Source organism: uncultured Psychrobacter sp. (assembly GCF_947500265.1).
GTDB lineage: Bacteria > Pseudomonadota > Gammaproteobacteria > Pseudomonadales > Moraxellaceae > Psychrobacter.
This window is the reverse complement of sequence record NZ_CANMRN010000003.1, coordinates 116,985-130,124: the sequence shown is the minus strand read 5'-3', so window position 1 is coordinate 130,124 and position 13,140 is coordinate 116,985. Positions and strand designations below refer to the sequence as shown.

Sequence of the window (13,140 nt, the reverse complement as noted above, 5' to 3'; positions counted from 1 at the left end):
CTTGTACTATATATAGCTCTTATTTTATTCGTGTTTTCACTCATATTTATTGGAAGTCTGCTGAACCATGCTTGATACTGCAAAAAACCCGACTCGGCCTATCGCCCTAGACTTACAAGACATCCATAAAAGCTACGGCTCATTAGAGGTATTAAAAGGGGTATCCCTGACTGCCTATGATGGCGATGTTATCTCTATTTTGGGCTCATCTGGCTCAGGTAAGTCGACGTTGCTGCGTTGTATTAATCTTCTAGAAAACCCAAATCATGGTCGTATCTTGATCGGTAATGAAGAGCTGATGCTAAAACCTGCCAAATCAGGTGAGCTACAAGCAGCAGACGTGAAGCAGCTAGAAAGCTTGCGTGCTCGCGTGGGGTTTGTCTTTCAGAACTTTAATCTGTGGCCACACAAGACAATTCTGCAAAATATCATCGAAGGGCCAACACAGGTCTTAAAGATTAAAAAAGACCAAGCGATTAGCGATGCGGAAAAGCTGCTCGATAAAGTCGGCCTGCTCGACAAAAAAGACGCTTATCCTGCCAACTTATCTGGTGGTCAGCGTCAGCGTGTCGCTATTGCTCGTGCGCTTGCTATGCAGCCACAAGTTCTATTATTTGACGAACCAACCTCTGCGCTAGATCCTGAACTGGTCAACGAAGTGCTTGCGGTAATGCGCGAGCTAGCAGAAGAAGGACGTACGATGCTTATCGTTACTCACGAAATGCGCTTTGCCCGTGAAGTATCAAGCAAAGTCGTCTTTTTGCATCAAGGTGTGGTTGAAGAAATTGGCACACCTGAGCAAGTCTTTGATAACCCTACCTCTGAGCGTGTCAAAGACTTTATGGCATCGCACCGTCCTACTTAGTTATTAGTTTTTTGCCTAGTATCATGTCCAATACAAATGGTGGCAACACGCTTGCCACCATTTACCCTACCAAATGTAAAATCACTGTAACGTAACCATTGTTGACTGTTTATTGCCCAATGATAACTATGAGTATGCAAAACGTTTGTTTTTGATATTTTACTCAGGTATTATCAAAAGGTTTATAGGCCGTCACGTCTCGTGGCTGTCTGTTATTCTGCTATCTATATTGCTTGTCTGGCAGGGACGTCAGAGAACAAAATATCAGAACCCTAAGTCAGAAAATCCTGTCAAAAACTTATGTAAAACCCATCAGAATTTAAGGAACGTATGATGTCGAATTCTCGCCTATTGTGGTCATCAATGACCGTTACTGCTGCATTGATGTTGAGCGCTTGTAGCCAACCTGCCGATGAAACTACCGATACCAACGCTGACGCCCCTGCAGCAGAAACCACTGGTAAAACCATTCGTATCGCCACCGAAGGTGCTTACCCTCCATTCAACTACACCAACGCTGATGGCAGCTTGGCAGGTTTTGATATCGATGTTGCCAACGCTTTGTGTGATCAAATGCAAGCCAAGTGTGAAATCGTTGCACAAGATTGGGACGGTATTATCCCAGGTCTATTGGCACAGAAATATGATGCTGTGATCGCAGGTATGTCTATCACCGCTGAGCGTCAAGAAAAAGTTGATTTCAGCGAGCCGTACTTTGCCAATACAATGGTATGGCTAACCAATACGGATGGTGGTTTTGATCCTATGGCGATTAAAGACGCAACGCTTGGTGGTCAACGTTCTACTACGCCAGGTGCTTATCTACAGGATAATTACGAAGGCAAAGAAGGCAACACAGTTCAGTTGTATGACAACTATGACAATGCCTATCTAGATCTAAAATCTGGTCGTAGCGATGCGGTCTTGGCTGAAAAAGTTTCTGCCAAATCATGGTTAGCAGAAAACGCAGCGGGCTTCGGTATCGTTGGTGATGAAATTGATAACGATGACAATATTGCCATTGCTGTACGTAAAGGTGACTCACTCAAAGCTGACTTTGACAAAGCATTGAGCGAAATCCGTGGTAACGGTGAGCTTGCACGTCTTGAGCAGATGAACTTTGGTCAATAATGACTCACTGAAGATTTGTGCTTAGAACAAGTAACGTTTTATGCAAGTAATGTTTAAAACTGGGCATGTTTCAAATAAACGGTGTTTATAAGCATAAATCAGCAAGCAGTGATGGACGATACAGCTGGTAAATATATTAAGGAATAAAACTTATGACAATTTCAATGACATCATCAATGAGCAAAAAAGCATTGTGGCTAGCACCGCTTAGCGCAGCAATGCTAATGTTGGCAGGTTGTAACAATAGCTCAGCACCAGCAGAAAATGCTGAAGCTGATACCGCTACTGAAGCGCCTTTAAATATCAAAATTGCGACAGAATCAAGCTATAAGCCTTTCAGTTATACCGATGCAGATGGCAAACTAATTGGTTATGAGATTGAGCTGGTTGACGCATTATGTGCACAAATGAAAGCTGAGTGTGAAGTCATCTCTCAAGATTGGGATGGTTTGATTCCAGGGCTTAACGCACAGAAATTTGATGCAGCTATCGCAGGTATGTCTATCACGCCTGAGCGTAAAGAAGTGGTTGATTTCAGTGACCCTTACTTCCATAGCGGTATCATCTTGATCGGTAAAAAAGGTGATGACTTAAGCGTTGAGTCGCTAACAGGTCTGCCAATTGCGTCACAGCGCTCAACTGTTGCCTCGCAATACCTACAAGACGAGCATGCAGATGCTGATATCAAATTATATGATACGCAGGACAATGCTTATCTAGATCTAACCTCAGGTCGCGTGCGCGGTATGATGTCTGACAAAGTAACGGGTATCGACTGGTTAAAAACAGACGCAGGCAAAGGCTACGAAGTTAAAGGTGAAGAAATCAGCACCAATGATGATGCAATGGGTATTGCCTTCCGTAAAGGCGATCCGTTAGTTGCTAAGTTCAATGCAGCATTGGCTGAGCTAAAAGACAACGGCACCTATGATCAAATCACGGGTAGCTATTTTGGTACTAGCTCAACGGCTGCAGCTCAAAAAGCGGTGGCAACAACTGATAGTGTCGAAGAAGTAGTGGTCGCTGAAGAAGAAGCACCAGCTAACTAATATGATATCTAGCAGTTTGACTGCTGTTGTTTGAAGACGTGTTGTTTACTCAAGAAAAAACCAAGGATGATCATGAGCAACCATTGTGCCCCAATCTGTGCCACGACTGGCAAATTTAACATTACTGTAGCCAGTCGTCTGTCTATGTCATTGTTTGCACTAGCGACGGCCTTTACTGTTGCTGGCTGTAGCAATAGCCAGGAGAGTACAGCTGATACCAATCCAGAGGCTACCGAAGCAACGGCAGCCTCTACAGGTGATGTATTACGCATCGGTACAGAAGGGGCCTATGCACCTTTTAACTATACCAATGCCGATGGGACACTGGGTGGTTTTGATGTTGAGATAGCAAATGCACTCTGTGTGGATATGCAGGTTACTTGTGAGATTGTGGCGCAGGACTGGGACGGTATTATCCCTGGTCTAAAAGCAGGTAAATACGATGCAATCGTGGCCGCGATGTCCGTTACTCCAGAGCGTTCGCAGCAGGTGAGCTTTACCGATCCGTACTTTAGCAATGCCTTGGTTTTTTTGGCCAAAAAAGACAGCAGCTTTGACCCTAGTAACAACAGTGATATCGACTCGCATTCTATTGCTGCACAGCGTTCAACCATTTCATCGCAGTGGCTAGAAGACACGTATCCAAAAGCCGATATGAAGCTTTATGATACGTTGAGCAATGCGTTTTTGGATCTCGGTTCAAACCGTGTCGATGCGATGATTTCTGATAAGCTGCCTGCCATAGAATGGTTAAGCTCAAATGCTGGTAGCAAATATGCGCTAAAAGGTGATGAAATTGATATCAATGATAACTTTGCGATAGCAGTACGCCCAGATGATCCGCTACAAGCAAAGATCAATCAGTCTCTTGCTAATATAAAAGCAAACGGTACTTACGATAAAATCAATCAAAAGTACTTTGCGGTGCCAGCGTCTGCAACGAGCAAAGTTGATGAAGACGCAGATACGGGTACAGATGCGGATACAAACATTAGCTATTAACCAGCGACAGAAAACGCTAGTTAATAGCTAACAGTAGTCAAAGATAGCAGTCAAAAAATATTGTTTTAATCAATAAAAGGATATCGCCATCATGGTGATGTCCTTTTTTATTCGTCGTTATATCAACAAATATACATAATAGCCGCCTACCAATTTTTCTCAAATTTAGTCGGCTGATTGTATATTTATAGAGGCAAGTGTCTGTTTAAGTACGGTTTAGGCGCAGCTTTTACGCGTCAGTATTAACATCACGGCGAGTGAATATGATAAAATCAGCGCTCATTTCTACTGTGTCAATTATCGCAGCGTTAATCGTATTCTTCTGACGTCATTTTTTGATGCCGACCATCCCTATTGATTTGGTATAAAATACGGTGTTTCGCCGCGTTCAGCTATTGATGCTGATTCTTTTAACTCATATTTTGCAAATTGCTAATATAAAGAGACTGAGTGGATAATCGTGTTTGACTTACAAGGATTTGGCGCGCTTTTATTGAGCGGCGCTACCGTCACCATACAGCTAGCTGTGACCAGTTTGATCATTGGTCTGGCTCTAGGCTTGCTCGGCGCAACCGCAAAGATGTCCAATATCTGGTTGCTGCGTAAACTTGCGACTGTTTATACTGCGACGATGCGCGGTATTCCTGAGCTGCTATTGGTGCTCTTTATTTACTATGGCGGCTCTATCTTATTGATGAGCATCCTCAAAAAGTTTGGCTATAACGACTATGTCGAGATTAGCGCTTTTTGGGGTGGTGTCATGGCACTGTCTATTGCCTTTGGTGCGTATGCGACTGAGATTTTTCGCATGTCCATTCAAGAGATTCCAGTAGGGCAGCGAGAGGCTGCGCAAGCAATTGGTATGCGTCCTTTTCAGACTTTTTATCGCATCACCTTGCCGCAAGTGTGGCAGATTGCTTTACCAGGTTTGGGAAATTTGTTTCTGGTACTGCTCAAAGATACCGCATTGGTATCGGTCGTGGGTCTCAAGGACATCATGTATCAGTCATCGCGTGCGGCACAGTCTACACAGCAGCCGTTTACCTTTTATATGGCAGCAGCGATTATTTATTTGGGTCTGACCATGTTGATTACGGGCTTTATGATGTGGCTTGAGTGGCGCGCTAATCCTGCGGCACGCTATGCCAAAAAGATAAGCCGTCAATCCACTCACAGTCAATCGACCATAGGGTAGAGGAGAGATACTATGGATTGGAATTGGCAGGTCATTTTTGACCATATCCCTGATTTACTAGGCGGCGCGGTATTGACCGTACAGCTGGTCTTGTTTTCAGGTGTGATTGGATTGCTGTTTGGTTTGGTTTTGGCGTTATTGCGACTGTCTAAGAATTGGGTGGTACAGATACTACCGTTTCTGTATATCTTCTTTTTCCGTGGTACGCCGCTGCTGGTACAGATATTCCTAATTTATTACGGTTTGGGTCAGTTCGAGGCCGTGCGCGAGTCGTTCTTATGGGAGCCGGTACTTAGCCAAGCATATTGGTGTGCCATTATTGCCTTTACCCTGAATACCAGTGCCTATCTGGCAGAGATTATACGCGGTGCGATTCAGACGATTCCGATTGGAGAGCTTGAAGCTGCTGATGCGCTTGGCATGTCAAAATGGCAAAAGCTAACACGGGTTACGCTACCGCGCGCATTTGGTATTGTGATTCCAGCGTACAGTAACGAAGTTATCTTTATGCTAAAGGGCAGTGCGCTCGCTTCAACTATTGCATTGATGGATATCACAGGTGTTGCTCGTACGATTAGTGCGCGTACCTATACCTTGATGGAGCTATTCTTTGCCGCTGGTATCGTCTATTTATTGCTGTCATGGGTTATCTTGTTTAGCTTTAGAATGTTTGAAAAACGTATGAACCGCCACGCCAGTTATGTACCACCAGATGTGGTGACCAATACGATTCCATAGTTAGCAGTTAGCAACTAAAAATCGTCAAAGTCACTGTAGACAATAGAGTATGAACTGCTGATAGAATAGCCATCATTTACAGGGAGAGTTTAGTATGAGCCAATCGCCACACGAGTCATTAGCGAACGCCATTGCAGCTGGTGTCAATGCTGAGCAGGGCGCTATCAATCATAATGAAAGATTGCGTGCTTCTATTGGTAAAGTTGTCTGTGTTGGTCGCAACTATGCGGCACATGCTGCAGAGTTGGGCAATGAAGTACCAACCACGCCAATACTGTTTATGAAGCCTGCGTCTTCAGTGGTCTCTATCCGTGGTGATGTGGTTCGCCCAAGTCCAGAGCTATTTGGCGAGACTCACTACGAGGCCGAGCTATGTATTCAGCTATCAGCTGACTTATCTATGGCGACAATTGAGCAAGCTCAGCAAGCGATTGGTGGCGTGACATTGGGACTGGATTTGACCTTGCGTGATTTGCAAAGCAAGCTAAAAGAAAAAGGTCATCCGTGGGAGCGTGCTAAGTGTTTTGACGGAGCTTGCGTGCTTGCTGATTGGCTCGACCCACAAGCGTTTGGCAATCTGCAGAATGTACAGTATCAGCTATCTATCAATGATAAATTAATGCAAGATGGCGATAGTGCCTTAATGCTCTTTCCTGTCTATGAATTGCTGGTCAATATTAGCCACGCCTTTAGCTTACAAGCAGGTGATGTGATTATGACTGGCACGCCAAGCGGCGTTGGTGTGTTGCAAGCAGGCGATCAGCTTAAGCTAAAACTGGGTGCTCATGAGTGGGTATCACAAGTACAGTAAGCTTTTCTGCCATAACAGACGCATATTAAAAACCCCGAGCAATTGCTTGGGGTTTTTGCTTTTAAGCCTTTATATTTATTTTTTAAATTTGCTAACTGCCAAACAATGCTAACTATCTAATTATTCTATTTTTAAATAACCATCAGTACAGTCGATTGTCATCAGTTTGTCACCTATTGTTCAGCGTGCTGTCATAAAGGTTGAGTAGACTTAAGCGGAATTCGTATTTTTGTGGTCGTAATGATAAAGCCGCGATCAACTCTCTGCCAATCTAGCCTAATAGCAAGGTGACTGATAATGACATTATTGAACAATGAGCGAACGCTTGCCCATGAAGTGGTTGAAGACTCAAATCCTACTAATAATACTGACTTTCAGACGATTATCAATCGTCGATTGAACCGCCGTAGTATCCTAAAAGGTGGCACAGGGTTGACGGCTGCTGCGTTTTTTGGCGCATTACCTTTGGTCGGTTGTAGTGAAGACGACGATAGCAGTATTGTTGGTGATGACGATAATGCCGCTATCCCTGCACAAGGTGATTTGAAGCGTCCTGATACCCTAAAGTTTGAGGCAGTCGCGCACTCAACAGCGGATACGATGACCGTAGCAGCAGGCTACAAGGCAGAGATGATATTACCGCTTGGTACACCGCTGAACTCTGGTATCGAGGATTGGAAGGACAATCGCGAGCAATCAGCAGAGTCATTTGAATGGCGGATGGGTGACAACCATGATGGGATGTGGTTCTTTGGCAAAAACGGTAACGCTTACGATGCCAAAGCGTCAGAAAATAGCTTGCTAGTCATGAACCATGAATACGTTAATAGCAGTGAGCTTAGCCCGTTTGGCTATTACGTCACTCAAGATAACGATGCTGCGCCTATCTTTCAGAACCGTCGTCTCGCGAGCGACGTCCGCCGTGAAGTCAACTGTCATGGCGTCTCGGTGGTTGAGCTAACTCGCCGTGCAGATGGTATGGGTTATGAGATGGTACCTGACTCTAAATACAATCGCCGTATCACCAGTAGTACAACAGCACAATTGGCTGGCCCTGTGGCAGGCTCTGCTCTGGTCAAGACCAAGTTTGACCCGACAGGCTATCAGACTCGCGGTATCAATAATAACTGCGGCGCAGGTCTGTCACCTTGGGGTACTTATCTGACGACCGAAGAGAACTTCTTAGGTGTGTTTGCCCGTGGACAAGATGCCAGTCAATTAAGCGCTGGTGATAACTACGCTCGCGAGCGCTACGGTGCGGTGGAGGACTTCCCAGGTTGGGAGTATTTATGGCATACCCCAGAGGCAAAGGATGCCAAAATAGCAGATGAGTTCTCACGTTGGGATATGACCGCAGTCGGTGCTAGTGCTGCTGAAGATTATCGCTATGGCTTTAACACTTTTGGTTATATTACTGAAATTGATCCATTTGACCAAAATTCTATACCGCAAAAACGTACCGCACTGGGCCGGTTCGCTCATGAAAACTGCGCGTATGCTCCTGTTGAGCAAGGCAAGCCAGTGGTGTTCTACATGGGTGATGACGCCCGAGGTGAGTACATTTATAAGTTTGTCTCCAAAGCGATGTGGTCAAACTCGGACATCGGCGGCGGACTCAAATCAGGTGACAAATATCTGAATGACGGCACGCTATACGTGGCGGTATTTAACGAAGATGGTAGCGGTGAGTGGAAAGCTCTCGTCCATGGTCAAAATGGACTGGATGCTTTCAATAGTGTATTGCCATTCAATGGACAAGATGAAGTATTGGTCTTTGCCCGTGCAGCTGCCGATGCTGCTGGTGCTACTAAGATGGATCGACCTGAATGGGTATCGGTCAGTCCTATGACGGGCGATGTCTATGTGACATTGACCAATAACAAATATCGCGGCGTACGTGACGATCAGCCTGTCTCAGCTTCCAATCCGCGTAGCTATCAGTCAAGCGGAAAAGCACTTGGTAATGACAATGGTCACATTATTCGCTGGGCAGAAGCAGGCGGTGACCATGCCGCAACGAGCTTTGAATGGGATATTTATCTGTTTGGTGCGCCAAGTGACTTATCAGCAGAAAACCTTTCTCAATTAAATGATAATAATGACTTTTCTTCACCTGATGGGCTATATTTTGACCCGCGCGGTGTCTTATGGATTCAGACAGATGACGGCGCTTATACTGATACCAGTAGCTGTATGTTGCTCGCGGCACTACCGGGTAAGGTCAGTGATGGATCGATGACGACCACATCGGCAGGGCAGTCGACCCGTGTTGGCACATCTGCTAGCAATGACAATATTAAACGATTCTTTGTCGGTCCTGAAGGATGCGAAGTAACAGGTATCACCATGGCGCCAGATTTTAAGACGCTGTTTATCAATATTCAGCATCCCGGCAATACATGGGGCGCTGTCGCTGGCGGTAGTATTCCTCGCTCAGCGACTGTGATGATTACTCGCGAGGATGGTGATGTCATACTGGCAGAATCATTTGATACAGCTGATAGCACGACATAGATAGATAAGCTATAGGCGGATAATAGAAACAACTAAAATGCTCATAACCATAAAAATCCCAAGTTAAGGCTTGGGATTTTTTATTATCATATTGGTTTGATGGCTAAAGAGACCGTCTATCAGTAATCTGGCTCTGCTAGTCGTCATCCCGCTCTAAAGTCAAACCATTTACTTCTATTTGCTGCAGTTACAGGATAATATAGGCCATTACTTTTCTCGCTGAATGTGCAAATATTATGAGCAGTCCAAAGGTGTTTTATAACGACGGTGTTAGTGACAGCGACGCTCAAAATGATAGCAGCTATACTCGTACTCATCATGAGCTCGATGCGCATTTTGTCCCAGATGCGAGTGTACCGCTACATAGTCATCTATATGAACAAATTGACCAACTCGAAGCCATCGATATGGATGAACTGGTCAAGCTACTAGCAGATTCGGATGACAGTGATGAAATCAACAAAACACCTGTATCTTTGGCTGATTTTTTTGAAGGATTGGCTCAGCTTGCCACCATGGGTGTGGTTGAGATTACAGAAATCGTAGAAGCCATTCACCGTGAAGTTATCTTGCGTCCGCTAGGCCGCTTCAATGACAAACATTTAAATAAATGGTCGCGCGGATTTACTGGACGTATCTATGGCACGATACGTCATGTCATGCAAATGGTCGGTAATAATCTGGCGTCTGTACTACGCATATACAAAAATCTGATTCTCCAAAAGTCAGTGCAGCCACTACCAGATTCACTAAAAAAGCTGGTCAATGTACTCAATGGTGTCATGGGTGACCATCTTGTCAATAATCAAAATGCGCTCGCTATTCCGATGATGCTATACACTCAAGACGGCAAACCACAAAGTGAGGTACTATCAGGCCGTATCGCTATTTTGTGCCATGGTCTATGTATGAGTCATTTGAGCTGGCAAGCCCAAGTGGATAATGATTTAGGCGAGGCCATTCATGTCAGCCAGCCTGATACCACGGTGCTGTATTTGGATTACAACACAGGTCGCCGTATCTCTCGTAGCGGCCGTAAGTTCTCTCAATTGCTACAAGCGCTGGTCGATGACAACCCAAATATCAGTCAGATAGATCTGGTTGGACATAGTATGGGTGGCTTGGTTTCTCGCAGTGCACTGTTTTATGGCGAGCAAGATCGCCTAGACTGGATCAAGCGCGTTGGCAATCTCATCACGCTAGGTTCGCCGCATCATGGGGCAGTGCTTGAGCGTATTGGTAATTATGTACAAGATATCATTGCCAAGCTGCCTTTTGCAGGCTCACTGGCCAAGCTCGGGGATATGCGCAGTGCCGGTATTATCGATCTACGTCATGGCAGTATTCGAGATGCAGATTGGAAAGCACTAGAAGGACGTAGCGTACTACCACAAGATTTCCGCCATCCTGCACGATTGCCAAGTGGTATTAAAACTTACTTTGTCGCCAGTGCTTTGCTTGAGACGCATTATGATTCTAAGGTGACGGATCTGCTAGGGGATAGCTTGGTATCGGTTGCTTCAGCCTTAGGTGAGGATGACGCTGAGCATGCCTTGTTTGTGCCAGATGGTCATAAAGCAGTATTTTATGGTGTGAACCATATGAACTTAATTCATAGTAGGCGAGTGCGCGAACAGGTTGTTGAATGGCTGCTAGATAATGGTCGCAGTGACTATGCTGGACGTCCGCGCATACACTCTTATCCCAGAAGTTTAGATGTGGCGGTGTAGAGAGTAGTGGATATTATATCTAATAATTTCAGTAGAATTGATTAGATATAATAAAGACTCATAGGTTTACTTTAAAGATTCTGAATGAATAAAGCGTCCAATTTCTTTTATATCTTGTTCAATTATAATAATAATTTTTGCAATTAGATTAGATGATTTTTCGTAAGACTCTCCGTATATGCTTTCCTGTAGTTCAATTTCCTTCTCTTGTAAATCAATTACATTTCTTTGCTGGGAATGACTGTTAGTCTGATGCAAAACAGATATTCTTTGACTTACTTTTGCTTTGCTTTCCAAATATAAGTTAAACCACTCAGAGTTCTTGCTGTAAAGATTTGGGGTAATATAAGTAGAGTTTGAAGTAATGTACTCACTTATCTCTATAAATGAGCTGATTGATTTATATTTTATAGAGTTATTGTCAAAACCTTGGCTATAGTCGGTATAGTCTTGCAATTGGTAACTTGAGACTAGATTATTTAAATGATGGTATACCTCGATTTTATGTTCAAACAGTTTCTGATATGTTTGCTGTGATATTTGGTGAAAATGATCCCTTTTAGTTAAGATACTTTCATGATCTTGTTCAAGTTTTTTTAGTCGCTCATCAATAGCTGCTTGTTCATTGCGACCAATTCTTTCGAGGTAAACCTTGCCAAGATAGATTATCAATCCACCTAAAACAGCATTGCCACTCCAATTTATAATTAACTCTTGCCAAAAGCTACTCATAACTAATACCAGTAATTTAAAAACTCAGTATAAAACAAAAACCCTCAAGCATGACGCTTGAGGGTTTTTTATAAATATTGACTTATAGCAAGTAAGAAAAAACTTACTCAGAAAATATTGCTGCTACATCATCTTTATTGAACTTATAGACTTCACCGCAGAATCCGCAATCCATCTCAAACGTCCCGCCTTGCTCTTCAACGATATCTAATGCTTCTGCTTCGCCGATTTGCTCGATTGCCATTTCACACTTTTCGCGTGAGCAAGTACACCCAAATGATAGAGGGGCAGGCTCAGGGGCAACGATGTTTTCTTCGTGATACAAGCGATAGAGTATTTCGTTAGCATCCAGTGTGGTTAGCTCTTCTGCTTTTACCGTGCGTGTCAATACAGACAAGCGCGTCCATAAATCATCATCGATACCAGCGTCTTGGTTTTGCTCAACTTCAGACGTTTCTTCAGCAGTACGCGGTAGCATTTGTACCAAGATACCACCAGCTTGCAGGCCGTCAGATGCCAAGTTAATCAACGTTGGAATCTGGGCTGATTGCTTTTGATAATGCGCTAAGCAGTCTGCTAGATTGTCATGGCTACGCTCAACGATACCTTGGTATGGCTCACCGCCATCAGGCTGAATATTGATAAACAATACGCCTTGTCCCATCGCACCAAGTTCAGCAAATGCTTCTTTGGCATGGATCATATTGTCCCACGCTTGTACTTGCTCATCCGTTTCGCCTTTCCAACTAGCAAGCGCACGAATGATACCGTCTTGATCGCATTCTGCCATCGCCCAGTTTAGTAAGCTGTCACTGTCTGACGACTGCAACTGAATAGATAGGCGACCATTGATTTTGACCGTACTGATTAGCAAACTCGCTGCGGTGAGCATCTCACCCAATAAGCGTTTGATGGCTTCAGGGTAGGGCTTTTGCGCAATCGTACTCGCGTAGCTGCGTGATAGGCGTACCACATCACCGCGCACGGGCGAGTCTTCAACAAAGAAACGTTGGCGAATGTCGTTGCTGCCATGGTTGCCAGTAGTTTGGCTGTCCGTATTTGGGACTTGGATATCTTGAGTCATAAGTCATTTGTAGTATAGAGAAGTTGTTTGCTTTATGGGGATTACTGCCGATTTATCAATCTCACTTAGTAGACTGTTTTGACGATTGTAAGCAGTAAAGGTTAATAATTAGCTTAAACACCCAAGCAGCTGTTTGTACAAAACTCTGAGTAGATAGCCGCTATAAGCCAACAGTTTATAGTTAGAATATAAATATATTCATATATATGTACTCTCTCAAAAAAAATTCACCCTCTACTGCAAATTTGTTGTACAGTAACATTAAGTTGCATTGTGATAAACAACAGCA

11 protein-coding genes are annotated in these 13,140 nt (G+C 44.1%); 9 read left to right on the top strand and 2 right to left on the bottom strand.

Annotation, left to right across the window (positions count from 1 at the left end; genetic code table 11):
• The first annotated feature begins 67 nt into the window (after window positions 1-67).
• The 9 genes from Q0788_RS05470 to Q0788_RS05430 all read left to right on the top strand — a co-directional run bounded on the left by Q0788_RS05470 (window position 68) and on the right by Q0788_RS05430 (window position 11,035).
• Window positions 68-865 (top strand): ABC transporter ATP-binding protein, encoded by a 798-nt coding sequence (locus Q0788_RS05470; protein WP_057758311.1) that lies wholly within the window; start codon window positions 68-70, stop codon window positions 863-865.
• Window positions 866-1,195: 330 nt separating this feature from the next.
• Window positions 1,196-1,996, top strand: coding sequence for a transporter substrate-binding domain-containing protein (locus Q0788_RS05465; protein WP_298808577.1), 801 nt, complete (start codon window positions 1,196-1,198; stop codon window positions 1,994-1,996).
• A gap of 152 nt (window positions 1,997-2,148) precedes the next feature.
• Window positions 2,149-3,045, top strand: a complete 897-nt coding sequence (locus Q0788_RS05460; RefSeq protein WP_201568414.1) for a transporter substrate-binding domain-containing protein — start codon at window positions 2,149-2,151, stop codon at window positions 3,043-3,045.
• A 72-nt stretch (window positions 3,046-3,117) separates the two neighbouring features.
• The gene (locus Q0788_RS05455) at window positions 3,118-4,047 is read left to right on the top strand and encodes an ABC transporter substrate-binding protein (protein ID WP_298808573.1); all 930 of its coding nucleotides are present in this window, start codon (window positions 3,118-3,120) and stop codon (window positions 4,045-4,047) included.
• A 460-nt stretch (window positions 4,048-4,507) separates the two neighbouring features.
• Window positions 4,508-5,242 (top strand): ABC transporter permease subunit, encoded by a 735-nt coding sequence (locus Q0788_RS05450; RefSeq protein WP_057758316.1) that lies wholly within the window; start codon window positions 4,508-4,510, stop codon window positions 5,240-5,242.
• 12 nt (window positions 5,243-5,254) lie between these two features.
• Window positions 5,255-5,980, top strand: a complete 726-nt coding sequence (locus tag Q0788_RS05445) for an ABC transporter permease (RefSeq protein ID WP_101205569.1) — start codon at window positions 5,255-5,257, stop codon at window positions 5,978-5,980.
• 94 nt (window positions 5,981-6,074) lie between these two features.
• Window positions 6,075-6,791, top strand: coding sequence for a fumarylacetoacetate hydrolase family protein (locus tag Q0788_RS05440; RefSeq protein WP_298808570.1), 717 nt, complete (start codon window positions 6,075-6,077; stop codon window positions 6,789-6,791).
• 297 nt (window positions 6,792-7,088) lie between these two features.
• Window positions 7,089-9,305 (top strand): PhoX family phosphatase, encoded by a 2,217-nt coding sequence (locus tag Q0788_RS05435; RefSeq protein ID WP_298808568.1) that lies wholly within the window; start codon window positions 7,089-7,091, stop codon window positions 9,303-9,305.
• A 236-nt stretch (window positions 9,306-9,541) separates the two neighbouring features.
• Entirely contained in the window at window positions 9,542-11,035 is a 1,494-nt protein-coding gene (locus tag Q0788_RS05430) for an alpha/beta fold hydrolase (protein ID WP_298808565.1), read from the top strand.
• 66 nt (window positions 11,036-11,101) lie between these two features.
• Here Q0788_RS05430 and Q0788_RS05425 read toward each other — a convergent pair whose 3' ends face one another.
• Together Q0788_RS05425 and Q0788_RS05420 are read right to left on the bottom strand one after the other, a co-directional pair.
• A complete protein-coding gene (locus Q0788_RS05425; protein WP_298808562.1) occupies window positions 11,102-11,767 on the bottom strand; it encodes a hypothetical protein in 666 nt (221 codons plus the stop codon).
• Window positions 11,768-11,870: 103 nt separating this feature from the next.
• On the bottom strand, window positions 11,871-12,851 hold the full coding sequence (locus Q0788_RS05420; RefSeq protein ID WP_201607953.1) for an Hsp33 family molecular chaperone HslO: 981 nt from the start codon (window positions 12,849-12,851) through the stop codon (window positions 11,871-11,873).
• Window positions 12,852-13,140: the final 289 nt, after the last annotated feature.

What these genes read in the sequence shown, in the direction of transcription:
- Q0788_RS05445 (WP_101205569.1), top strand. Translation starts at nt 5,255, where the DNA reads ATGGATTGGAATTGGCAGGTCATTTTTGACCATATCCCTGATTTACTA.
- Q0788_RS05440 (WP_298808570.1), top strand. Translation starts at nt 6,075, where the DNA reads ATGAGCCAATCGCCACACGAGTCATTAGCGAACGCCATTGCAGCTGGT.
- Q0788_RS05420 (WP_201607953.1), bottom strand. Translation starts at nt 12,851, where the DNA reads ATGACTCAAGATATCCAAGTCCCAAATACGGACAGCCAAACTACTGGC.
- Q0788_RS05470 (WP_057758311.1), top strand. Translation starts at nt 68, where the DNA reads ATGCTTGATACTGCAAAAAACCCGACTCGGCCTATCGCCCTAGACTTA.
- Q0788_RS05465 (WP_298808577.1), top strand. Translation starts at nt 1,196, where the DNA reads ATGATGTCGAATTCTCGCCTATTGTGGTCATCAATGACCGTTACTGCT.
- Q0788_RS05435 (WP_298808568.1), top strand. Translation starts at nt 7,089, where the DNA reads ATGACATTATTGAACAATGAGCGAACGCTTGCCCATGAAGTGGTTGAA.
- Q0788_RS05430 (WP_298808565.1), top strand. Translation starts at nt 9,542, where the DNA reads ATGAGCAGTCCAAAGGTGTTTTATAACGACGGTGTTAGTGACAGCGAC.
- Q0788_RS05425 (WP_298808562.1), bottom strand. Translation starts at nt 11,767, where the DNA reads ATGAGTAGCTTTTGGCAAGAGTTAATTATAAATTGGAGTGGCAATGCT.
- Q0788_RS05455 (WP_298808573.1), top strand. Translation starts at nt 3,118, where the DNA reads ATGAGCAACCATTGTGCCCCAATCTGTGCCACGACTGGCAAATTTAAC.
- Q0788_RS05460 (WP_201568414.1), top strand. Translation starts at nt 2,149, where the DNA reads ATGACAATTTCAATGACATCATCAATGAGCAAAAAAGCATTGTGGCTA.